Consider the following 21661-nt stretch of genomic DNA (forward strand, 5'->3'; position numbering starts at 1 on the left):
CTTTGTTCAACCTTTTGCCGGTTGCACGCCTCACTGTGTTGGTTGGGTTCGGCACTACGATACAAACTGAAGCATAGCATTTTTGTTGCTCTACGGCGATAAAACCGCGGTGAACGCACCATATGCGGATCAAACGCGCAACGCCCGGCCCCCGTGTGTGGCCAGATGGCCAAGCACGAGGCCCGGCAGTGCCGTCAGCGGGGCCACCTCGTGGGCGGCACCGATGGCGATCGCTTCGCGCGGCATGCCGAACACGACGCACGACGCTTCATCCTGGGCGAAATTGTAGGCGCCCGCGGTCTTCATCTCCAGCATACCTTGTGCGCCGTCCTTGCCCATGCCCGTCAGGATCACGCCGACGGCGTTCTTGCCGGCCGCCTGGGCCGCCGAACGGAACAGCACGTCCACGGACGGGCGATGGCGGTTGACGGGCTCGGACTGCTCGATCCTGGTCATGTAGTTGGCGCCGGAGCGGGCCAGCAGCAGATGCGAGTGGCCGGGCGCGATGTAGGCGTGGCCCGGCAGGACGCGTTCGTTGCCGGCGGACTCGAGGACGCTGATCTTGCACAGCGAATCGAGGCGGCGCGCAAAGGAACTCGTGAAGCCTTCCGGCATGTGCTGGGCGATCAGGATGCCGGGACAGTCGGACGGCATCTGCATCAGGAATTCGCGGATGGCTTCCGTGCCGCCCGTCGAGGCGCCGATGATGATCAGCTTTTCCGACGACGTCAGCGGGCTCCTCAGCTGCGGCAGCGGGACGGTGCCGCCGCCGGCAGGCGCCTGCAGCGTGCGCGCCTTGACGCGGGCGCGCGCCGTGGCGCGGATCTTGTCGGCTATCAGCTCGGTGTACTCGCGCATGCCGCTCTGGATCGAGATCTTGGGCTTGGTGACGAAATCGACGGCGCCCAGTTCCAGCGCGCGCATCGTGATCTCGGAGCCGCGCTCCGTCAGCGACGATACCATCAGCACCGGCATCGGGCGCAGGCGCATGAGTTTTTCGAGGAAGTCGAGGCCGTCCATTTTCGGCATCTCGACGTCGAGCGTGAGCACGTCCGGGTTCGTGCGCTTGATCAGATCGCGCGCGACGAGCGGATCGGGGGCGACGCCGACGACTTCCATGTCGGGCTGCGAGTTGACGATCTCGGTCATCACGCTGCGGATCAGGGCGGAATCGTCCACGATCACCACTTTGATCTTTGTAATCGGGTTTAAGGTCATCCTTTGCCTTTCTGGTCAGAACAGGTCGACGGCGCCCGAGACGGGGGTGACCTTGAGGCGGCTGGCGTAGTCGAGTTCGCGTTTCGCCAGCGTATCGTTATGGGTCTGCATCAGTTTCTTGACGAGCACCTTGCCAGTGCGCGGGAAGAAATACACCTTGCGCGGGTAGATATCGTTCAGGTCCTCGGCCAGCACGGGAATCCGCTCGGTCTTGAGGAAGTTGATGACGAACGCGGCATTGCGTTCGCCCACGTTCATCGCGGAAAAACCGCGCAGCACGGCACCGCCGCCGAAGACCTTCGCTTCGAGGTGCTCGCGGCGGGCGCCGGCCTTCAGCAGGTCGTTGATCAGCACTTCCATCGCATAGGTGCCGTAACGCATCGAGGCCGAGACCGGGTTGGCCGGATCGCCGCCGTCCGGCAGCATGAAGTGGTTCATGCCGCCCAGGCCCTTGGTGCGGTCGCGGATGCAGGCCGACACGCACGAGCCGAGCACCGTCACGATCAGCATGTCGCGGCCCGTGTAGTAGTACTCGCCGGGCAGGATCTTGGCCGCGTCGCAGTCGAAGGTGCGGTCGTAATAGACGTTGGTGGCGAAATGGCTGTTCGTATCCATGATCGGGTGCGTGGGCGTCAGCCGTGGTTCAGTTCGTAGACCGTCTTGCCGCGCAGGCGCAGCGCATCGGAGACGTACAGGAAGTTCTCGGAATGGCCGGCGAACAGCAGGGCCTCCGGCTTCATCAGCGGGACGAAGCGCGCGAGGATCTTGCGCTGCGTGGCCTTGTCGAAATAGATCATCACGTTGCGGCAGAAAATGGCGTCGAACGGGCCCTTGAGGTCCCAGCCGTCGGCCAGCAGGTTCAGCTGGCGGAACGTGATCAGCTGGCGCAATTCGGGCCGCACCCGCACGAGCCCCTCCTGGGCGCCCTTCCCCTTCAGGAAAAAGCGGCGCAGGCGCGCCTGCTCCATCTTGTCGACCCGCTCGATCGGATAGACGCCGGCGCCGGCCGTGGCCAGCACGTTCGTGTCGATGTCGGTGGCGATGATCTGGACGGGCGGCGTGAGCGTGTCGAACGCCTCGCACACGGTCATGGCGATCGAATACGGCTCTTCGCCGGTGGAGCTGGCCGAGCACCAGATCGTGAGCGGTCCGCCGTGCCCCGCGCGTCGTTTGAGCGCGTGTTCGGCCAGCAGCGGGAAGTGATGGGCTTCGCGGAAGAACGACGTGAGGTTCGTCGTCAGCGCGTTCGTGAACGATTCCCACTCGGCCGGCATGCGGCCCGCTTCAAGCGCGTCGAGGTAGGACGCGAACGTGGCGATGCCGTTGGCGCGCAGGCGGCGCGCGAGCCGGCTGTAGACCATCTCCTGCTTGCTGTCGGCCAGCGAGATGCCGGCGCGCTGGTAGATCAGGCCGCGCACGCGCTCGAAATCGGCGCGCGTGAAGTCGAACTCCTTGCCGGTTTCCTGTTTGGTCGTATTGGGCGGCACGTTGTTAGCCATGGGTTGTGTTAGTTCTGCGGACCGCGTGCGGTCCGGGTTGTCCCTTGCGCCGCGCTGCGTTTTTTTAAGCTGCCAACCGGTCCATCAGGCCCATCTCGCTGGACGACATCAGCTTGTCGATGTCGATCAGGATGAGCATGCGCTCGTCGACGGTCCCGAGCCCGGTGAGGTAGTCGGAGTTGAAGGCGCTGCCCATCTCCGGCGCCGGCTTGATCTGGTCCGGGGTCAGAGTGGTCACGTCCGACACGCTGTCCACCACCATGCCCATGATGCGGCCGCCGATGTTCAGGATGATCACGACGGTGAACTGGTCGTAGGTCGGCGTGCCCAGGTTGAACTTGATGCGCATGTCGACCACCGGGATGATGATGCCGCGCAGGTTGATGACGCCCTTGATGAATTCGGGCGCGTTGGCGATGCGGGTCACGGCCTCGTAGCCGCGGATCTCCTGCACCTTGAGGATGTCGATGCCGTATTCCTCGGACCCGAGGGTGAAGGCGAGGTATTCGCTGCCGCTGCCGTCGTGGGCATCGTTCGGCTTGTTCGTCGGTTGGGTGGACATGTCGGTTCCTTATCGGAGCAAAAGTAACGGGTTAAATCAATCAGAAGACGACGGATTCGTCGGACAGCTGGCGCGACGAGCGCAGCAGCGCGGCCACGTCCAGGATCAGCGCCACGCCGCCATCGCCGAGGATGGTGGCGCCGGAGATCCCGGTCACCTTGCGGTAGTTCGCTTCCAGGTTCTTCACGACGACCTGCTGCTGGCCGACCAGTTCGTCGACGAACAGCGCGGCCTTGCGCCCTTCCGTCTCGAGGATCACGAGGATGCCCTCGCACGGATCGGTGATGCGCGGTTCGATGTTGAACATCTGGTACAGCGGGACCAGCGGCAGGTATTCGCCCCGCACCTTGACGACGCGGCCCTGCCCCGCGATTTCCTTGACGTCGGCGCGCGCGGGCTGCAGCGATTCGACGACGAAGCCGAGCGGCAGGATGTAGATCTCGTCGCCGCAGCGGATCGACATGCCGTCCAGGATCGCCAGCGTCAGCGGCAGCGAGATCAGGATCGTCGTGCCGAAGCCGCGCGCCGAACGGATGTCGATGGTGCCGCCCAGCGCCTGGATGTTGCGCTTGACGACGTCCATGCCGACGCCGCGGCCCGACACGTCGGTCACGATTTCCGCCGTCGAGAAGCCCGGTGCGAAGATCAGCTGCCAGACGTCGGCGTCGCTCATGGTGTCCGATACCGGCAGGCCGCTCTGCTTCGCCTTGGCCAGGATCCGGTCGCGATTCAGGCCGCCGCCGTCGTCGGCGACTTCGATCACGATATTGCCGCCCTGGTGCGCGGCGGACAGGAACAGGCGTCCCGATTCCGATTTGCCCGCGGCCATGCGCGCGGCGGGCAGCTCGATGCCGTGGTCGATCGAGTTGCGGACCAGGTGCGTGAGCGGGTCGACGATGCGCTCGATCAGGCCCTTGTCCAGTTCCGTCGCGGCGCCGTTCGTGATGAAGTCGACCTTCTTGCCGAGTTTGCCGGCCAGGTCGCGCACCATGCGCGGGAAGCGCGAGAACACGAAGTCCATCGGCATCATGCGGATCGACATGACGGCTTCCTGCAGGTCGCGCGTGTTGCGCGTCAGCTGCGACACCGACGCCAGCAGGCGCTGGTGCAGCATCGGATCGAGGCCGGAGCTGCGCTGCTCGATCATGGCCTGCGTGATCACGAGTTCGCCCACGAGGTTGATCAGCTGGTCGACCTTTTCGATCGACACGCGGATCGACGACGATTCGCCGCCCTGCGCGTGGGCGCCTTCGCCGGCCTTCTTGGCCGCCTTCTTTTCCGCCGCCACTTCGGCGACCTCGAGCGGCTCCGGCCGCACCGGCGCCGGCGGCGGCGCCTCGGCCACGATGCCGGCCTCGCGGCGGATCTGTTCGATCGGCTGGAAGAAGCCGTAGCCGATTTCGTCCTCGGACGCCTCGTCCGCGGCCCCGTCGAGCGGGTCGGCCGGGTCGAAGAAGCCGTAGCCCTGCTCCTCCTCGATGCGGGCGCGTTCCACCGCCTCGCGCGCGCGCTGCTCGGGCGTGAGCGGAGGCGCCTCGAAGATCTTGAGATCGGTCGGGTCGAGCACGAAGGAGCAGATGGCGATGATGTCGTCCAGGCTCTCGTGCGTCATGATGATCAGCGCCGTGCGCCCCGCCGCGAGCGGCACGACGGACACGCGGCCCAGGAGGCCGAGTTCGTCCACGAGCGCGTCGACGTCGCGCTTGGCGAGGTCGGGCAGCTCGATCTTGTAGCGGTGCGCGCCGTCGGTGATCTGCTGTTTCTGTTCGGCGTGCAGGAACGAGGGCACGGTCGGCTGGTGCGTCGGCACGATCACGCCTTCGGACAGGTCGTGCAGCATCATGCGCACGTTCGCGACGGCTTCCTGGTCGACGTCGGCACCGTTGCGGTGGCCGTCGAGCTGCATCTTGAGGATGTCCTTGGCGGCCAGGAAGGCGTCCACGTGCTGTGCCGTCAGTGCCATCTCGCCCTTGCGGATGCGGTCAAGCAGGGACTCGAGCACGTGCGTCACTTCGCTCATGTCGGTCAGGCCGAAGGTCGACGCCCCGCCCTTGATCGAATGGGCGGTGCGGAAGATCGCGTTCAGGTCTTCCGGGTCCGGCGAATCGATATCGACGGCCAGCAGCAGACGCTCCTTTTCGGCGAGCAGCTCTTCCGCTTCGTCGAAAAAGACCTTGTAAAACTGGCTGATGTCGATGGTCATGTTGAATATCCGTCTGGTACGAACGGCGCGGCGGCCCCGGGGCCGCTCAGCCGATGACTTTCTTGACCACCTCGATCAGGCGCTGCGGGTCGAACGGCTTCACCAGCCAGCCATTGGCGCCGGCCGCGCGGCCCTTCGTCTTCATGTCTTCGGACGATTCGGTCGTGAGCATGAGGATCGGCGTCTTCTGGTAGCCCGGCAGGCCGCGCAGCGACTTGATCAGGGTGAGCCCGTCCATCTTGGGCATGTTCTGGTCGGTCAGGACCAGGTCGACGGTCTGCAGCTTCGCCTTCTCCAGGCCATCCTGTCCGTCGACGGCTTCCACCACCTGGTAGCCGGCGGCCTTCAGGCTGAAAGCCACCATCTGGCGCAGGGAACTGGAATCGTCGACTGCGAGAATAGTTTTTGCCATCTTTATGCTCCTGCTGTTTTTTCCGTTTGCCGTTGTACCGGCTACTCGTATATCTGGTCAGACGGGGTCGGAGCCCACCTGGAACACCCGGCTCCGACCCCATGAATTAAAACAATTCGACGTCGCCGCTTTCAAGGTGGCGCTGCTCGACCGACTTGCGCAACATGCTGCGCAGCTCCAGCGACTGGATCGCCAGCGCCATGCTGACCTTGCCGAGGCGTTCGACGATCTCGTCGCCGTCGCTCTCCGGCAGGATATCGTCACCGTGCTCGGACAGCGTGGTCAGGAAATCGCGCAGGCCGGTCACCCGGCGCAGCGTGCGATCGAGCAGCTGGCTCGTCATGTCCTGGAACTGCATGCTCGTCACCGCCGCGTTCACATGGCCGGCGATCTCGCCCGACATGCCGGTCAGGCAGGCACTCTCCTCCGCCGTCGGCGCCTGGCCGGCCAGCAGGCGGTTGATTGCCTCCTGGCGCGAATCGACCACGTGGTGGATCGCCATGAAGCTGCTCGTCAGCTTCTCGACGGCTTCCTCCAGCAACAACGTCGTCTGCACCAGGTCGGTCTCCACTTCGGACAGGTGGCGCCGGCCATGGTCGGACACGCCCGACAACAGGCGCTTGACGTGTGACCCGAGAATCTTTTTTCTTGTCGTCATGGAATCCTCCAGAACATCCCGTCCGTTATTTTTTTCCCGCCGGCGTCGCCGCCGGCTGCGCCAAACCGCCACCCTTTTCGACGGGTGCCGCCACCCCGGCACCCGTCGCCTCGGCGACCGCTTTCACCGCCGCGTCCGCGCTCTCGCCCGGCACATCCAGGGGCGTGCCGTCGTGCAGCACGGCGTTCTCGGTACGTTTATTCATGACCAGGATACTGATGCGTCGGTTGATCGGGTTGAACGGGTCGTCGCGGTCGAGGTGGACGGCCGAGCCGAGGCCCACCACGCGCAGGATCTTCGCATCGCCCAGCCCGCCGTGCACCAGTTCGCGGCGCGAGGCATTGGCGCGGTCGGCCGACAGTTCCCAGTTCGTATAACCCTCGGGCGTCGAATATGGCGTGGAATCCGTATGCCCCGACAGGCCGATGCGGTTCGGCACGTCGTTCAGCACGAGGCCCAGCACGTCGAGGATGTCGCGCGTGTACGGCTGCAGCTGGGCGCTCGCGGACGCGAACATCGGGCGGTTCTTTTCGTCGACGATCTGGATGCGCAGGCCTTCGCTCGTCACGTCGAGCAGCAGCTGGTTCTTGTACTTGCGCAGCAGCGGATTGGCGTCGATCGTCTGTTCGATGCGTTGCTTGAGCTCTTCCAGGCGCGCCGCTTCCTCTTTCTCGAGGGCTTCGCGCGCGGATTTCAGGTCGATCGATTTCTTGTTGCGCTCGATGTCGCCGTTCTTGACCTGGCCGTTGCGGCGCGTCAGGTCCTTGCCGCCGCCCTGCAGGATCGAATTGGTGCTGCCGGCGCCCGTGCCGCCCTGCATGGCGACCTTGAGGGGCGTCTTGAAATAGTTGGCGATGCCTTCCATGTCGCCCTTGGTCGTCGAGCCGAGCAGCCACATGAGCAGGAAGAATGCCATCATCGCCGTCACGAAGTCGGCGTACGCGATCTTCCAGGCGCCGCCATGGTGTCCATGGCCGCCCTTCCTGACGCGCTTGACGATGATCGGCCGCTGGCCTTCGTCAGCCATGCCGCACTCCCGCGCTGATGTGGATATTACGCACCATTACTTGTTCTTGGCTTTCTTGATATGGTCCTCGAGTTCGGCGAAGGTCGGACGTTCGGTCGAGTACAGCACCTTGCGGCCGAATTCGACGGCCAGCGCCGGCGCATAACCGTTCAGGCTGGCCAGCAGCGTCACTTTCACGGTCTGGAACATCTTCGTCGACTCCTCCAGCTTCTGTTCGAGCAGGCTGGACAGCGGGCCGATGAAGCCGTAGGCCAGCAGGATGCCGAGGAACGTGCCGACCAGCGCGTGCGCGATCAGGATGCCCAGCTCGGCCGGCGGCAGGCCCACGGATTCCATGGTGTGCACGACGCCCATCACGGCCGCCACGATACCGAACGCCGGCAGGCCGTCGCCCAGCTTGGCAATGCAATGTGCCGGGACCGCACCCTCATGATGGTGGGTCTCGATCTCATTGTCCATCAGGTTCTCGATCTGGAACGCGTCCATGTTGCCCGAAACCATCAAGCGCAGGTAATCGGTAATGAATTCGACAATGTGATGGTCCGCCAGCACCGCCGGGTACTTCGAAAACACGGGGCTCTGCTCGGGCGCCTCGATGTCGCCTTCGATCGACATCAGGCCCTCTTTCCTCACCTTCGACAGCACGTCGAACAGCAGCGACATCAGTTCCATGTACATCTCGCGCGTGTACTTGGAACCCTTGAACAGCGTGGGCAGCGCGCCCAGCGTCGCCTTCACGGCCTTCGGGTTGTTACCGACGAGGAATGCGCCCAGTGCGGCACCGCCGATCATGACGAGCTCGAGCGGCTGCCACAGCGCCGCCAGGTGACCGCCGTTCATCGCGAAGCCGCCGAACACGGCGGCGAGCACTACAACGTAACCAACAATGACAAACACGGGACTCCCGATGCGTGAATCCGGGGCAGGCCCGGTTTGGATCCAAGTTGATGAATCCAAAGAGAAATATTTACGTAGGGAACTAGATTAGCTTGAGAATGGCCCACGGGCAAGTAAAAGTGCCCCGATGACCGTCAAAATTGCCAAAGATAGAGAATTTTCTTACTGTTAGTCGTCACAATGCGACGGTCGGGCATTCTCCCGGGAATGTCGAATTCATAACTCAACAGGATGCTGCCGGGCCGCATTTCACTCTCGGCCTTGCGCCAGAGCGCGGCCATCGCGGCCGGCGACAGATAGGCGAACACGACGTCATAGTGACCAAAATTCAACGATTCGTAGTCGCCGTGCACGAAGCGCGCGCGGCTGCCGGACAGTGTCGCGCGCAGCCGGCTGACGAACCACGGCAGCGGCGCCAGTTCGATGCCGTCCACCCGGCAATCGGGCCGGCGCCGCGCCAGGTCGAGCACAAGGCCGCCCAGGCCGCTGCCCACGTCGGCGACGGCGCACGCACGGTCGGCCGGCAACACGTCCGCCACGGCGTCCCAGGCACCACGCCCGGACGGGTAATACGGCACCTGGGTGCGGAACGTGGACCAGTACACGAGCAGGAACAGCACGAACAGCGCAAGAAACAGGGTCGGGGGCAGGTCGAGCCCGCGCGCGAGCAGCACGCCGGAGGGAAACGCGAGTTCGATGGCGCGCCACCAGACGGCGAGCCCGAGGCGCCAGGCCAGCAGCGCGGCCAATGCCCCCTGGATCAGCGCGACGGCTTCCCACGACATGGGCATGCCCACGCGGGCCAGCAGCCAGACGCAGATCAGGGTGAGTGGAAAGGCGCCGGCCTGGGCCAGCAGCGCACGCACGGACGGCGCGCCGAAAACGGAACGCGGGGCGGGCGCATTCATGGCCTGCCCCGCGCGGGAACGAAACGGGAGATCACGGAGGAGCGAAACGGCCCGGCCGAAAAACTCAGGCGGCGGCGAGCGCGGCGTCCTTGGCCTTGCGGGTCTTGCCGGCGCGCGAAGGCATGTGGCACAGGCCGCACTGGTAATCGTTGTTCAGGTCGAGCGCGTTGACGACGTACTTGCCCTGGCATTTGCCGCACGGCGCCAGCACGAGCATATTGCCCTGGAAGAAGCGCACGAGGGTCCAGGCACGGGTCAGCGACAGCAGCGGCTCTTCGCCGGGTGCCGGCGGCATCTGTTCGAGATACAGCTTGTAGGCCTTCATCACGGCCTGGACGCCCGTGGCGCCGGCGTATTCGACCAGGAATTTATAGATGTTGATGTACAGCGAAGCGTGGATGTTCGGTTGCCAGGTCAGGAACCAGTCGGTCGAGAACGGCAGCATGCCCTTCGGCGGCGACACGCCCTTGAGTTCCTTGTACAGCTTGATCAAGCGCTCGCGCGACAGGGAGACTTCGCTTTCCAGCAGCTGGAGACGGGCGCCGAGCTGGATCAGTTCGATGGCCAGCTGGATTTCCTGTGCTTCCGAGACGACGCTTTTCTTGGTCATGCTGCTCTCCGTGACTTGCGATTGACTTGACGGGCTGAGAACCGGGGTTCTCTTACGCGATTTCTTCGGCGGGCTGGCCGGCCATCAGGATCGCGGCGTGCGACTGGGCCAGGGCGCGGTCCTTGGTGTGGCTCGTCAGCATGCCGAGGATGGCGGCGTCGTCGAAGCGGAAGCGGGCCAGCATCATGTTGCCGCCGGCGAGTTTCAGGATCTGGGCGTTGCTCATGCCTTCGATCAGGTCGGCGATGTCGGCCGAGATGCCGAGGCGGAAAATTGCGGTGACCTTGTCTGCGCGGATCATCTGCTGTGCCAGCATCAGGTAGCTCAGGTTCGCATCACGAATTTCAGCCATCATGTCGTTCGCAGTCATTTCCATCTCTCCGGTTGATCGTATCTGTGAGGCGTTGTGTGTTGCCGTTGAGATAGATTCTGACCGTGAGGAAACTTTTAGTGTATTGGAGAGTGTCTGTATTTTTCGTCCGGCAAAGACGAGATCGACCCGTAGGAGTTTGTCTGACAAACCCTGCCGGATCGTGGTCGCGCCCCTATGAAAAGGGGCGGAAGGCGAGATGTAACTACGGGGCGTTTTGCAGCCCGGTGACGCAACGAACTACTTATTGCTGTGTTGGTTTACGTCAACAATTTCGGGAACTTTAGGGTGCCGCAAGAAAATTTTTTTGTTTTCCAGCATCCCCTTCAGACTCGTTATCGGTCGGTCTTTGCCGAACTTTAGGGTTTCGACAAACTTTTTTTCGATCCGATTCCGGTCGTCTGTATGGGTTATCGGATGCCTTTTGCGAAACTTTAGGGTTCCTGCAAAAAAAAATTTCAAGACCCGATCCCGGTCATCTGGTCAGGTTATCGGCCGGCTTTTGGAGAACTTTAGGGTGCCCCCGACATTTTTTTGAAATTTTTTCGGCCGCCGCAGTTCGATGCAATTTTGCTACACTTCCCGCTCCTCTACCCTTCAGGAAACCACATGCCCGCTCCAACCCCCTGGGACATCAGCCCGACGATCTCGGCTGCCGGCCCCACCAAGGTGGTCGCATGAACACTGCCACGTACGACATCGCCGGCGCCGCCACGCGCGCCGCCTGCCTCGCCCTGGACGCGTCCGATCCGCTCGCCCCGCTGCGCGAACGCTTCGACCTGCCCGAGGGCGTCATCTACCTGGACGGCAATTCGCTGGGCGCGCGCCCGCGCGCGGCGCTCGAGCGCGCGCGCGACGTCGTCGCCCAGGAATGGGGACAGGGACTGATCCGCAGCTGGAACACGGCCGGCTGGTTCGCGCTGCCCGGCCGGCTGGGCGACCGCATCGCCCCGCTCATCGGCGCCGGGGCCGGCGAAGTGGTCGTCACGGACACGACGTCGCTGAACCTGTTCAAGGCGCTCGCCGCCGCGCTGGCGATCCAGGCCGGGCGCGACCCCGTCCGCAAGGTTCTTGTCACCGAGCGCAGCAACTTCCCCACCGATATCTATATGGCGGACGGTCTCGCCCGCTGGCTGGACCGCGGCTACCGCGTGCACCTGGTCGATTCGCCGGAAGAGCTGGATGCCGCCGTCGACGCCGACTGCGCGGTGCTGATGCTCACGCACGTGAACTACCGCACCGGCCGCCAGCACGACATGGCGGCGCTGACCGCCCTCGCGCATGCGCGCGGCGCGCTGGCCGTGTGGGACCTCGCCCATTCCGCCGGCGCCGTCCCGCTGGACCTGAACGGCGCCGATGCCGACTTCGCCGTCGGCTGCACCTATAAATACCTGAACGGCGGCCCCGGCGCCCCGGCCTTCATCTGGGTGCCGCGGCGGCACCAGGCCGCGTTCCGCCATCCGCTCACCGGCTGGTGGAGCCACGCGGCGCCGTTCGCGATGGCGCACGGCTTCGAGGCCGCCGAGGGCATCGGGCGCGCGCTGTGCGGCACGCAGCCGGTGGTGTCGCTGGCGCTCGTCGAATGCGGGCTGGAGATCTTCGAGGCGACGAACATGACGGCCCTGCGCGCCAAGTCGCTCGCCCTCACCGACCTGTTCATCGCGCTTGCGGAGTCGCGCTGCGCCGCGCATCCGCTGGGCCTCGTCACGCCGCGCGCGCATGCGCAGCGCGGCAGCCAGGTGAGCTTCACGCATCCGCACGGCTATGCGGTGATGCAGGCGCTGATCGCGCGCGGCGTCATCGGCGACTATCGCGAACCGGCGATCATGCGCTTCGGCTTCACGCCGCTGTACACGCGCTTCGCGGACGTGTGGGACGCCGTGGAAATACTGCGCGACATCCTCGACGCCGAGGCCTACGACACCCGCGCCGCGCGCACCGCCGTGACCTGAGGAGGGCATATGGACGACGACAAGACCGACCCGAAGTGGCACGGGGCGCAGATGGATTTCAGCCGCAGCATGAGCTACGGCGACTACCTGGGGCTGGACCGGATCCTGTCGGCCCAGCACCCGCTCTCGCCGAACCACAACGAGATGCTGTTCATCATCCAGCACCAGACGAGCGAGTTGTGGATCAAGCTGATGCTGCACGAACTGCAGGCCGTGCGCGCCCACGTCCGCGCCGACGACCTGCCGCCCGCCTTCAAGATGCTGGCGCGGGTGGCGCGCATCATGGACCAATTGGTGCACGCGTGGGACGTGCTGGCCACGATGACGCCGCCGGAATACAGCGCGATCCGCCCCTACCTGGCGTCGTCGTCGGGCTTCCAGTCGTTCCAGTACCGCGAACTCGAATTCATCCTCGGGAACAAGAACGCCGCCATGCTGGCCGTGCACAAGACGTCGCCCGAGCACCATGACCTCCTCGAACGCGAGCTGCGGGCGCCGTCGATCTACGACGAAGCCGTGCGCCTGCTGGCGCGCTCGGGCCTGGCCATCGCGCAGGGCCGGCTGGACGCCGATCCGACGCAGCCGACCGCCCACGACGATTCCGTGATGGCCGCGTGGCTCGAGGTGTACCGCGACCCCGAGCACCACTGGGCCCTGTACGAACTGGCCGAGAAGCTCGTCGACCTGGAGACGGCCTTCCGCTTCTGGCGCTTCCGCCACGTGTCGACGGTGGAGCGCATCATCGGCTTCAAGACCGGCACCGGCGGTACGGCCGGCGTCAGCTACCTGCGCAAGATGCTGGACGTCGTGCTGTTCCCGGAGCTGTTTGCGCTGCGCACGGCGCTGTAACGCCGCGCCATCGTACAATCGGCGGCACGAGCATACTGGAGCGACCATGAACTGTGACATCCTGACCCTCGCCGGCCTGTGGAACTCCGGCCCGCAGCACTGGCAGACCCACTGGGAACAGCGGCACCCGTGCTGGACCCGGGTGCCGCACCGCGACTGGAACGATCCGGATTGCGCCGAGTGGGTGGCCGAACTGGACGCCGCCATCGCCGACTGCGAGGGCCGGCCGATCCTCGTGGCGCACAGCCTCGCGTGCATGCTCGTGGCGCAGTGGGCGCAGTCCGGGTCGAAGCTGAAAGTGGCCGGCGCCTTCCTCGTCGCGCCCAGCGACGTCGAAGCGCCGTCCTACCCGATCGCCGCCAACGGCTTCCAGCCCATCCCGCTCGCGCCGCTGCCGTTCCCGTCGCTCGTCGTCGCCAGCAGCAACGACGAATACGTGGCGCCGGAACGCGCCCGCGCGTTCGCCCGGGCGTGGGGCAGCAAGCTGGTGGAGATCGGTCCGGCGGGCCACATCAACGGCGGCAGCGGCTACGGCCCGTGGCCGGAGGGCCTGGCGCTGCTCGACGAATTCTGCCGCGACCTGAACCCCTGAACGCCCGGACGGCACGATGACGCCGCCCCGCGCGCTCGACGCGCGCTTTTCCCTCTACCTCGACCTCGCGCGCGCCTGCGCCGCGCTGGCCGTCGTGGTGGCGCACTTCGGCTACTTCCGCATCTTCGACGACGTTCAAATCGCCCGCATTCCCGATTTCGGGCGCGAGGCCGTGATCACGTTCTTCGTGCTGTCCGGCTTCGTCATCGCCTACAGCGCGGAACACAAGAACCTCACGGCGCGCAGCTACTTCATCGCCCGTGCGGCGCGCCTGTTTTCCGTCGTGCTGCCGGTGCTGGCGCTGTCGTTCATCCTCGCGACATGCGTGCACGACATGCTGCACATGCCGGTCGAAGACGGCTACGAACTGCGCCGCCCCTGGCTGTACATCCCGTTCCACCTGGCCTTCCTGGGCGACGTGTGGCACTTCGTCGAACGTCCGCCCTGGCTGATCCCGTACTGGTCGCTCGATTACGAAGCGTGGTACTACGTGCTGTTCGGCGTCGTTCACTTCGTCCCCGGCCGGCGCCGCTGGCTCGCGGCCGGCGCCGTCCTCGCCCTCGTCGGCCCGCGGCTGTGGCTCCTGTTGCCCGTGTGGCTGGCCGGCGTCGCGCTGTACCGCCTGCAGGGCCGGCTGGCGTTCGGTCCGGGCCCCGCGCGGGCGGGCTGGGTGCTGAGCATGGTCCTCATCGGGCTGTGGGGCTGGCTCGATCCGGAGCCCTGGCTGCGCGGCGTCGCACAGGGCCTGTGGCCGTTCGCGCACATCCGCATGGGCAGCGCCGACCGCGTGCTGGCCGACTACGCCGTGATGGGGCTCGTGCTGCTGAATTTCGCCTGCGCGCGCCAGGCCCGGTTCGACGTCGTGCTGCGCCTGGCGCGGCCCATCCGCTTCCTGGCCGGGCACACGTTCACGCTGTATCTGTCGCACGGCATCGTGATCGGCCTGTGGCAGTCGGTGCTGCCGATCGAGCGCGGGGCGGCGCACGAGATCGTCGCCATCGGTATCGCGATCGCCGTGGTGGCGCTGGCGTCGAATCCGGTCACCGAAGCGCTGCAGCGCGGGTTGCGGCGCGCTCTGGAGGCCGGGCTCGCGCTCGGGACGCGGATGGGCATGAAGCCGAACTAAGCGTCGACGCCCAGCCCCTGCAGAAGCGCGGTCGTCACCTGCCCCGTCCTGGCGAATCCCCGCGCGGCCTGTTCGCGCACGATGGCGCCGCGCGTGTCCACGTCGAACTCGCCGGTCTGCCCGACGCCGAGCGCCAGCTGCAGCGCCTTGACCTTTCCGTTCGCGACGATCCGCTCCTCGACGAAGTTCAGGGGCCCCTGGCGGACATTGGCGACGACCTGCGGCGCCTGGGCCGCCGGTGCGCCCGGGTAGGCCGGGGCCGCGGGCGCGACGGGCGTGACGCGATCGGGCACGGGTCCCGCCAGCCTGAGGGGCAACAAGGTGCCCAACAGCTGGAACCACAGCGGCGCCCCGACGAGGCAGGCGCAAGCCATCACGAGGAAGCCGATGGCTGTCCACATCATTTCGGCGGCGAGGTCGAGGCCCGTGGGGTGGACCATGTTCCGGTACCAGCGCGCCGGCCAGCCGATCGGGAGCTCGGCGGCGAGCCCGTGACCGACGGCGGACACGGCCTTGTCGGGCGGCGTTCCCGGCGGCTGGTTCGGTTGATAGCTGACGAGGACGCGCTGCCCGTCGCCGGCGACCTGTTCCGCCAGGTGCGGCTCGTTCCACAGGGCGCGCGCCACGTGCACGGCGTCGATGTTGAGGACGACGGCGCACAGGAGTCCGGCAAGGAAGCAGCGCCGCTGCGCGCCGCGCTTGTACCAGCCCGACACCCGGTCCATCAACTGGTCGAAATAGGCCGCCAGGTTGCGCTCGAACGCGGCGGCATCGCCATTCGCCTGGCGCCACAGGAAGCGCAGCACGCCGCCGATACGCTCCGTACCCGGGAGCGCGGCGATGGCCTCGCCGATGCCGTACGGCGACTGCGTCACCCTGGATTTCATCATGCCGATCAACACGTCGACCAGGGCGGACGCGAATACCGGCGACGGCAAGTAGGACGCCTTGTCGGCGTCGTTGCTCGCCAACGACGCGATGGCCGGGTGCGCGCGCAACAGCCGCGCCAGTTCGAGGCCGATCTCCTCCGTCCCCAGCAGCCTGTCGATGCCGGCCCACAGGCATTTCCCGCGACGGTTATGGGCGGTGTTGAAGACTTCGGTCACGGTACTGACGAGAACGGAGAACACGAAGAACACCAGGACCATGCTGCAGATAAAGTTCAAGGCGCTTGGCATCGTTTTCCTTTCATCATGCGATCGGTCGCCCCGCCGGCCACAGCGTGGCATTGAACTCGTGCAGGATCTTGTCCAACGGCGAGAAATAGCAGTAATTGCGGACGATGTCCGTACCGACGAGGATACCGACCGCGCGGTCGTCGCCGTCGCGCAGCAGGGAACCGCTGTCACCGCCGATCACCTGGGTGGTGAGGTCGGTCTGGATCAGCCCGCGCAGCGAGACGTCCACCGACGTCATGGCGGCGCCGCGCCCCAGGTCGTACAGAAAATAGCTGACGTCCGTCCGCGCGTCCGTATCGTGCACGACGGTCGTATGCCTCATGCCGCTGGACGCACCGGTGAAATGGACCGTTTCCTGCAACGCCAGGGGTGCGGTACGCAATGCGCTGGGGAGAAAATCCGGCAGATTGCCCAGCAATTGCGCGGTACGGACACTGACGCCGGCGACCGCGGCGTCGAGCGAGGGGCCGTACGGGACGCCGCTGCTGCTGACAGGCATGTCCCAGTTGCGCAGCAACCCCACCTCCGAGGACTGCCCGACGTCGCATGCGACGACCGGCTGCATCGAAGGATCGACGCCCAGCAGCGGCGGCGCCAGCACGTGCGCGACGCACAGCACCGCGTACTCGCCGTTCCGGTGCACCAGGCAGCTGAGCGTACCGAAGTCGTCCGGCACGGCCAGGTTACGGATCCTGACCGCGGTCATTTGGCGGCGCACTCGGGCGGCGGCGGCTTGGCGGCATCCTTGATCTGCTGGATGAACGCCTTGCCGGTCAACTGCTCCGGCGTGGGCGCGGCGCCCGGCGGCTTGAGATTATTCCACTGCACGCGCAACATGTGATCGAGCTGGACCGCATCCGTGGGGTACGGCTGCATCGACTTCATCAGGCACTTGTCCGTCGCCGCGAGGGCCACGATCCTGGGATCGATACTGCCGCCGGGCGCCGCGGCCGCGGCGGCGGTGCCGTCCTGGTCCTTCCCCGGCGCGTCCGGCTTCAACGTGATCGTGAGCGGCAGCGCATTGCCGGCGACGCCGATCGTGTACAGGCTCAACGTGATGGGCGTTTCCTTGGCGACGGCCTTCGCGTAGTTGAGCGTGACCTGCGACTGGGTCGGCGTCAGCGTCACGATCTGCGGACGGCCCAGGGCGGCGTTGGCGGCACCGGGATCGCCGCCGTAGTCGGCCCACGGCGTGCCGCTGGGTGCGCTGGTCACCGTGAACGTCTTGCTGGCGCCGGGGGACATGTCGAACTGGTTGCCCGCCAGCGACGTCGTGATCGTCGGCAGGGCCGGCGCCGCGGGGGAATACGTGACGCAACCGTCGAACGGGGCCGGCGACTGGGGTTGCGGCCGCACGCACGCTTCGGCGAAGTCCGTCAACTTGTCGCTGAGGTCGTTCAATTCCTTGGCCACGGTCGGATACGGCGTCTCGCCCGCCCCGGTCGCAACGACCACCTTGCCCGCATCGAGCTTCGTCACCGGTTGAAACAGCGACATTTCCGATTTCATCAGAGCGGTTGCCGTGGCCGGCGACACGCTGGCCGTCCTGATCTGGGCGTTGGTGTTCACGAGAATCGCGCGCGCCGCCGACTGCATATGGTCGGCGGCCGTGGAAATCCTCTGCTCGCGCTGCAGGTATTGCGCGATCGCGCCCTCGGCTTTCGCGACGTCGTCGTCGCGTTTGGGGCGCAGGTCGGCCGCGGGATTGAGTCCCCGGACGACGGCGAGCTGTTGGGTTACCGCTTGCAGCTTGCCCGTGCAGGCAGGAGCGGCGGGCTGGAGATTGTATTTGGCCGCCTCATCGACCACGCACGCCAGCCGCGCCTCGGCCAGCAGATACGTGCTTTCGGGCGACCCGGACATCAACGCATTGCGCGTCTCGTAAGCCGAGCCCATCAGCAGTCCACCACCCAGGATGCCCTTGCGCGCCCCTTCGGACGACCGGGTCGCCGCGCCGTACAGCAACAGGCCGCTCAGCGGGAACGCCAGCGCCGACGACCAGGAATTGAGTTTCGCCCGCTCGACGTAAGCCGTGCGCGGCCCTTCCTGTGCCGTGACGACGGCATCGCGGATGCCGATGAAGCGCTGGGTCGCGCTGCACGTCTGGGTCTGCGCGCACGCCGGCCCCTTGTTCAGGGCACTCGTATCGAGATAGGGATTCATCAGGGTCGAGCAGGCAGACGTCGCGAAGGCGGTGACGCAGGCGAGCAGCCGCATGCGTCCGCCATGCCGAGGCAGATGGTTCATCAGGACTCCCATAGGGTGGTTATCGTCTAATGCTTGTGGTTGCTCAACACAGCTTTAGCGTTTTCTGAACTTCACTGTACTCGAACGATATTTACGACGACAGCCCCCGCGCCTTAACTATCGGTTGCGCATGAAAAGAGATGAACTAGAGTTGTTTTTTTGATACATCACAAAGAAAAAGAGCCGGGCAGTGCCCGGCTCCTTGCTGTTGCGATCGCGCCGCGCTGCGGCGCTTGTGCTTACTTCGCCGCCGTCGCCAGCAGCATCTCGTTCAAGCGCTTGACGAACGCCGCCGGGTCCGCCAGGCTGCCGCCCTCGGCCAGCATGGCCTGGTCGAACAGGATGTGCGACCAGTCGGCGAAGCGCGGGTTCGCCGCGTCTTCGTATTTCAGGCGCGTGACGAGCGGGTGGTTCGGGTTGATCTCGAGGATGGGCTTGGTTTCCGGCGCGTCCTGGCCGGCCGCCTTCAGCATGCGCACGAGGTTCGCGGACAGCTCATGTTCGTCCGCCACGAGGCAGGCCGGCGAGTCGGTCAGGCGGTGCGTCACGCGCACGTCCTTGGCCTTGTCGCTCAGGGCGCCCTTCATCTTCTCGACGAGGTCCTTGTACTGCGACTCGGTCTCTTCGTGTTCCTTCTTCTCGGCCTCGTCCTCGAGCTTGCCCAGGTCCAGGCCGCCCTTGGCGACGGACACCAGTTCCTTGCCGTCGAAGTCGTTCAGGAACGACAGCATCCACTCGTCGACGCGGTCCGTCAGCAGCAGCACTTCCACGCCCTTCTTGCGGAAGATTTCCAGGTGCGGGCTGTTCTTCGCGGCGTTGTAGTTGTCCGCGGTAACGTAGTAGATCTTGTCCTGGCCTTCCTTCATGCGGCCGATGTAGTCGGCGAACGACACGGTCTGGTCGGCGGAATCGGTGTGCGTGGACGCAAAGCGCAACAGCTTCGCGATGCGGTCCTTGTTGGTCGAATCCTCGCCGATGCCTTCCTTGAGCACCTGGCCGAATTCCTTCCAGAAGGTCACGTACTTGTCGCGGCCTTCCTGCTCGTCGCTGTTCGCCATTTCTTCCAGCATGCCCAGCACGCGCTTGGTCGAACCTTCGCGGATCACGCGCACGTCGCGCGACTCCTGCAGGATCTCGCGCGAGACGTTCAGCGGCAGGTCGTTCGAATCGATCACGCCCTTCACGAAGCGCAGGTAGACCGGCATCAGCTGCTCGGCGTCGTCCATGATGAAGACGCGCTTCACGTACAGCTTGATGCCGCCGCGCTTGTTGCGGTCCCACAGGTCGAACGGCGCGTGGCCCGGCACGTACAGCAGTTGCGTGTATTCGCTGCGGCCTTCGACGCGGTTGTGCGTGTACGCGAGCGGCGGCTGGAAGTCGTGCGACACGTGCTTGTAGAACTCTTCGTACTGCTCCGGCGTGATGTCGGACTTCGAACGGGCCCACAGCGCGGACGCCTGGTTGACGGTCTCGAATTCATCGCGGACGACGGTTTCCTTCTTCTCCTCGTCCCACTCTTCCTTCTTCATCTCGATCGGCAGCGAGATGTGGTCGGAATATTTGCGGATGATGGACTTCAGCTTCCACGACGACAGCAGCTCGTCCTCGCCTTCGCGCAGGTGCAGGATGATGTCCGTACCGCGATTGGTCTTCTCGATCTGCTCGACGGTGTAGTCGCCCTCGCCCGTCGATTCCCAGCGGATGCCGTCGGCAGCGGCGGCGCCGGCGCGGCGGGTCTCGACGGTGACGCGGTCGGCCACGATGAAGGCCGAGTAGAAGCCCACGCCGAACTGGCCGATCAGCGCGGCATCGGCCTGCTGGTCGCCCGACAGCTTGCTGAAGAATTCCTTCGTGCCCGACTTGGCGATCGTCCCCAGGTGCGAGATCACCTCGTCGCGGCTCATGCCGATGCCGTTGTCGGAAATGGTGACGGTTTTCGCATCCTTGTCGAACAGGACCTTGATCTTCAGCTCATGGTCGTTGCCGTACAGGCTGTCGTTGTTGATCGCCTCGAAGCGCAGCTTGTCGGCCGCGTCGGACGCGTTGGAAATCAGTTCCCGAAGGAAAATCTCCTTGTTGGAATACAAGGAATGAATCATCAGTTGCAGCAGCTGCTTGACTTCTGCTTGGAACCCAAGGGTTTCTTTTTCGGCTACGGCCATCTTATATCCTCGTTCGTATCAGGGTTGGACAGACCGGTTCGATATTGGGATACCAACAAGGATTTCAAGAGTTATTTTTTCCCGGTCGCACTTCTTATGCATACGACAAGGTTCTCGACTTTTTGACCGAGTCGGCATACCGTGTCGATCCATCGAAATTTTTTTGCGCGGGCGTGTCGAAAACGTGGAAGCCCGATCGTCGTACGGACAGCGGCACCGGTTCGGCACCTCCGTGCCGGCAGCCGCAGACCATTCACTGAACAGGAGATCATCATGACCGAACAAGTGCGTCCCATCCCCGAAGGCTTCCACACGATCACCCCGCACCTCGTCTGCAGCGGCGCGGCCGACGCGCTGACGTTCTACAAGCAGGCCTTCGGCGCCGTCGAGAACAGCCGCATGCCGGGCCCGGGCGGCAAGATCATGCATGCCCAGATGCGCATCGGCGACTCGCTGATCATGCTCGCCGACGACTTTCCGGATTCCGGCTGCGTCGGCCCGCTCGCGCTCAAGAACACGCCCGTCTACATCCACCTGTACGTCGAGGACGCCGACGCCGTCTTTGCCCGCGCCGTGGAAGCGGGCGCGAAACCGGTCATGCCGATGGCCGACATGTTCTGGGGCGACCGCTACGGCCAGATCGAGGACCCGTTCGGCCACCGCTGGTCGATCGCCACCCACAAGCGCGACATGACGCCCGACCAGATGCGCGACGAGATGCAGAAAATGATGGGCCAGGGCTGCGCGGGAGCACAACAATGAAATTCATGGTCATCGTGAAGGCCAGCGCGGCCTCGGAAGCCGGCATCATGCCGAGCGAAAAACTGTTCGTCGACATGGGCAACTTCAACGAGGAACTCGTCAAGGCCGGCATCCTGCTGGCCGCCGACGGCCTGATGCCAAGTTCCAAAGGCGCCCGCATCCGCTTCGACGGCGACCGGCGCACCGTCATCGACGGTCCGTTCGCGGAAACGAAGGAACTCATCGCCGGGTTCTGGATGATCGAAGTCGGCTCGAAGGAAGAAGCCATCGAGTGGTTCAAGCGCTGCCCGAACCCGCACGAGGACATGGCGAGCGAGATCGAGATCCGCCAGCTGTTCGGCCCCGACGACTTCGGCACGGACCTGCCGTCCGAGGTGCGCGCGCAGGAAGACCGCATGCGCGAACAACTCGCGGCACGCTGAGGAGGCC

The 21661-nt window shown here is 65.1% G+C and carries 22 protein-coding genes; 6 read left to right on the forward strand and 16 right to left on the reverse strand.

Features of this window, described 5'->3' with window-relative positions; translation table 11 throughout:
- Window positions 1-129 precede the first annotated feature (129 nt).
- The 12 genes from ASC93_RS02255 to flhD form a co-directional block, all read right to left on the reverse strand.
- A complete protein-coding gene (locus ASC93_RS02255) occupies window positions 130-1218 on the reverse strand; it encodes a chemotaxis response regulator protein-glutamate methylesterase (protein WP_056436252.1) in 1089 nt (362 codons plus the stop codon).
- A 15-nt stretch (window positions 1219-1233) separates the two neighbouring features.
- Complete coding sequence (cheD, locus tag ASC93_RS02260; protein ID WP_056436255.1) at window positions 1234-1833, reverse strand: chemoreceptor glutamine deamidase CheD; 600 nt, start codon at window positions 1831-1833, stop codon at window positions 1234-1236.
- 17 nt (window positions 1834-1850) lie between these two features.
- The gene (locus tag ASC93_RS02265) at window positions 1851-2717 is read right to left on the reverse strand and encodes a CheR family methyltransferase (RefSeq protein ID WP_056436258.1); all 867 of its coding nucleotides are present in this window, start codon (window positions 2715-2717) and stop codon (window positions 1851-1853) included.
- A 64-nt stretch (window positions 2718-2781) separates the two neighbouring features.
- Entirely contained in the window at window positions 2782-3279 is a 498-nt protein-coding gene (locus ASC93_RS02270; RefSeq protein ID WP_056436261.1) for a chemotaxis protein CheW, read from the reverse strand.
- A 40-nt stretch (window positions 3280-3319) separates the two neighbouring features.
- On the reverse strand, window positions 3320-5482 hold the full coding sequence (gene cheA / locus ASC93_RS02275; protein WP_056436264.1) for a chemotaxis protein CheA: 2163 nt from the start codon (window positions 5480-5482) through the stop codon (window positions 3320-3322).
- 46 nt (window positions 5483-5528) lie between these two features.
- A complete protein-coding gene (locus tag ASC93_RS02280) occupies window positions 5529-5894 on the reverse strand; it encodes a response regulator (RefSeq protein ID WP_036230353.1) in 366 nt (121 codons plus the stop codon).
- Window positions 5895-6000: 106 nt separating this feature from the next.
- Complete coding sequence (locus tag ASC93_RS02285) at window positions 6001-6552, reverse strand: hypothetical protein (protein WP_056436267.1); 552 nt, start codon at window positions 6550-6552, stop codon at window positions 6001-6003.
- Window positions 6553-6577: 25 nt separating this feature from the next.
- Window positions 6578-7579 carry a flagellar motor protein MotB gene (gene motB / locus ASC93_RS02290; protein ID WP_056436270.1) on the reverse strand — a complete coding sequence of 334 codons (1002 nt, stop codon included), beginning with the start codon at window positions 7577-7579 and terminating at the stop codon, window positions 6578-6580.
- A 36-nt stretch (window positions 7580-7615) separates the two neighbouring features.
- Window positions 7616-8476 (reverse strand): flagellar motor stator protein MotA, encoded by an 861-nt coding sequence (gene motA / locus ASC93_RS02295; RefSeq protein ID WP_056436273.1) that lies wholly within the window; start codon window positions 8474-8476, stop codon window positions 7616-7618.
- A 134-nt stretch (window positions 8477-8610) separates the two neighbouring features.
- A complete protein-coding gene (locus ASC93_RS02300; protein ID WP_056436276.1) occupies window positions 8611-9384 on the reverse strand; it encodes a class I SAM-dependent methyltransferase in 774 nt (257 codons plus the stop codon).
- 64 nt (window positions 9385-9448) lie between these two features.
- On the reverse strand, window positions 9449-9994 hold the full coding sequence (gene flhC, locus ASC93_RS02305; RefSeq protein ID WP_056436279.1) for a flagellar transcriptional regulator FlhC: 546 nt from the start codon (window positions 9992-9994) through the stop codon (window positions 9449-9451).
- Between the two features lie 52 nt (window positions 9995-10046).
- Window positions 10047-10364, reverse strand: coding sequence for a flagellar transcriptional regulator FlhD (flhD, locus tag ASC93_RS02310; RefSeq protein ID WP_056436282.1), 318 nt, complete (start codon window positions 10362-10364; stop codon window positions 10047-10049).
- A 677-nt stretch (window positions 10365-11041) separates the two neighbouring features.
- On the opposite strand from flhD, the gene kynU reads away from it, so the two are divergent.
- From kynU to ASC93_RS02330, 4 genes are read left to right on the forward strand one after another with little or no spacing between them, the layout of a single operon-like run.
- Window positions 11042-12316 carry a kynureninase gene (gene kynU / locus ASC93_RS02315; protein WP_056436286.1) on the forward strand — a complete coding sequence of 425 codons (1275 nt, stop codon included), beginning with the start codon at window positions 11042-11044 and terminating at the stop codon, window positions 12314-12316.
- Between the two features lie 9 nt (window positions 12317-12325).
- Window positions 12326-13165 (forward strand): tryptophan 2,3-dioxygenase, encoded by an 840-nt coding sequence (gene kynA, locus ASC93_RS02320; protein ID WP_056436289.1) that lies wholly within the window; start codon window positions 12326-12328, stop codon window positions 13163-13165.
- Window positions 13166-13211: 46 nt separating this feature from the next.
- Complete coding sequence (locus tag ASC93_RS02325) at window positions 13212-13757, forward strand: alpha/beta hydrolase (RefSeq protein WP_056436292.1); 546 nt, start codon at window positions 13212-13214, stop codon at window positions 13755-13757.
- Between the two features lie 16 nt (window positions 13758-13773).
- Window positions 13774-14883 carry an acyltransferase gene (locus tag ASC93_RS02330; RefSeq protein WP_056436295.1) on the forward strand — a complete coding sequence of 370 codons (1110 nt, stop codon included), beginning with the start codon at window positions 13774-13776 and terminating at the stop codon, window positions 14881-14883.
- Here the strand turns inward: ASC93_RS02330 and ASC93_RS02335 are convergent.
- The 4 genes from ASC93_RS02335 to htpG form a co-directional block, all read right to left on the reverse strand.
- Window positions 14880-16061 carry a hypothetical protein gene (locus ASC93_RS02335; protein WP_157201710.1) on the reverse strand — a complete coding sequence of 394 codons (1182 nt, stop codon included), beginning with the start codon at window positions 16059-16061 and terminating at the stop codon, window positions 14880-14882. The genes ASC93_RS02330 and ASC93_RS02335 overlap by 4 nt on opposite strands.
- 13 nt (window positions 16062-16074) lie before the next feature.
- Complete coding sequence (locus tag ASC93_RS02340) at window positions 16075-16767, reverse strand: hypothetical protein (protein WP_157201711.1); 693 nt, start codon at window positions 16765-16767, stop codon at window positions 16075-16077.
- The gene (locus ASC93_RS02345) at window positions 16764-18308 is read right to left on the reverse strand and encodes a hypothetical protein (RefSeq protein ID WP_157201712.1); all 1545 of its coding nucleotides are present in this window, start codon (window positions 18306-18308) and stop codon (window positions 16764-16766) included. Before ASC93_RS02345 ends, ASC93_RS02340 begins: the two co-directional genes overlap by 4 nt.
- 239 nt (window positions 18309-18547) lie before the next feature.
- Complete coding sequence (htpG, locus tag ASC93_RS02350) at window positions 18548-20470, reverse strand: molecular chaperone HtpG (protein WP_056436307.1); 1923 nt, start codon at window positions 20468-20470, stop codon at window positions 18548-18550.
- A 273-nt stretch (window positions 20471-20743) separates the two neighbouring features.
- On the opposite strand from htpG, the gene ASC93_RS02355 reads away from it, so the two are divergent.
- Complete coding sequence (locus tag ASC93_RS02355) at window positions 20744-21232, forward strand: VOC family protein (RefSeq protein ID WP_200958254.1); 489 nt, start codon at window positions 20744-20746, stop codon at window positions 21230-21232.
- Window positions 21229-21654, forward strand: a complete 426-nt coding sequence (locus ASC93_RS02360; protein ID WP_056436310.1) for a YciI family protein — start codon at window positions 21229-21231, stop codon at window positions 21652-21654. The genes ASC93_RS02355 and ASC93_RS02360 overlap by 4 nt, the downstream gene beginning before the upstream one ends.
- Window positions 21655-21661: the final 7 nt, after the last annotated feature.

It is taken from the genome of Massilia sp. Root335, from assembly GCF_001425685.1.
GTDB classification, from domain to species: domain Bacteria; phylum Pseudomonadota; class Gammaproteobacteria; order Burkholderiales; family Burkholderiaceae_D; genus Telluria; species Telluria luteola.

Bases quoted from the DNA above. Each gene is read 5' to 3' on its own strand.
- ASC93_RS02255 (WP_056436252.1), bottom strand. From the start codon at position 1,218: ATGACCTTAAACCCGATTACAAAGATCAAAGTGGTGATCGTGGACGAT.
- cheD (WP_056436255.1), bottom strand. From the start codon at position 1,833: ATGGATACGAACAGCCATTTCGCCACCAACGTCTATTACGACCGCACC.
- ASC93_RS02265 (WP_056436258.1), bottom strand. From the start codon at position 2,717: ATGGCTAACAACGTGCCGCCCAATACGACCAAACAGGAAACCGGCAAG.
- ASC93_RS02270 (WP_056436261.1), bottom strand. From the start codon at position 3,279: ATGTCCACCCAACCGACGAACAAGCCGAACGATGCCCACGACGGCAGC.
- cheA (WP_056436264.1), bottom strand. From the start codon at position 5,482: ATGACCATCGACATCAGCCAGTTTTACAAGGTCTTTTTCGACGAAGCG.
- ASC93_RS02280 (WP_036230353.1), bottom strand. From the start codon at position 5,894: ATGGCAAAAACTATTCTCGCAGTCGACGATTCCAGTTCCCTGCGCCAG.
- ASC93_RS02285 (WP_056436267.1), bottom strand. From the start codon at position 6,552: ATGACGACAAGAAAAAAGATTCTCGGGTCACACGTCAAGCGCCTGTTG.
- motB (WP_056436270.1), bottom strand. From the start codon at position 7,579: ATGGCTGACGAAGGCCAGCGGCCGATCATCGTCAAGCGCGTCAGGAAG.
- ASC93_RS02300 (WP_056436276.1), bottom strand. From the start codon at position 9,384: ATGAATGCGCCCGCCCCGCGTTCCGTTTTCGGCGCGCCGTCCGTGCGT.
- flhC (WP_056436279.1), bottom strand. From the start codon at position 9,994: ATGACCAAGAAAAGCGTCGTCTCGGAAGCACAGGAAATCCAGCTGGCC.
- flhD (WP_056436282.1), bottom strand. From the start codon at position 10,364: ATGACTGCGAACGACATGATGGCTGAAATTCGTGATGCGAACCTGAGC.
- kynU (WP_056436286.1), top strand. From the start codon at position 11,042: ATGAACACTGCCACGTACGACATCGCCGGCGCCGCCACGCGCGCCGCC.
- kynA (WP_056436289.1), top strand. From the start codon at position 12,326: ATGGACGACGACAAGACCGACCCGAAGTGGCACGGGGCGCAGATGGAT.
- ASC93_RS02325 (WP_056436292.1), top strand. From the start codon at position 13,212: ATGAACTGTGACATCCTGACCCTCGCCGGCCTGTGGAACTCCGGCCCG.
- ASC93_RS02330 (WP_056436295.1), top strand. From the start codon at position 13,774: ATGACGCCGCCCCGCGCGCTCGACGCGCGCTTTTCCCTCTACCTCGAC.
- ASC93_RS02335 (WP_157201710.1), bottom strand. From the start codon at position 16,061: ATGCCAAGCGCCTTGAACTTTATCTGCAGCATGGTCCTGGTGTTCTTC.
- ASC93_RS02340 (WP_157201711.1), bottom strand. From the start codon at position 16,767: ATGACCGCGGTCAGGATCCGTAACCTGGCCGTGCCGGACGACTTCGGT.
- ASC93_RS02345 (WP_157201712.1), bottom strand. From the start codon at position 18,308: ATGAACCATCTGCCTCGGCATGGCGGACGCATGCGGCTGCTCGCCTGC.
- htpG (WP_056436307.1), bottom strand. From the start codon at position 20,470: ATGGCCGTAGCCGAAAAAGAAACCCTTGGGTTCCAAGCAGAAGTCAAG.
- ASC93_RS02355 (WP_200958254.1), top strand. From the start codon at position 20,744: ATGACCGAACAAGTGCGTCCCATCCCCGAAGGCTTCCACACGATCACC.
- ASC93_RS02360 (WP_056436310.1), top strand. From the start codon at position 21,229: ATGAAATTCATGGTCATCGTGAAGGCCAGCGCGGCCTCGGAAGCCGGC.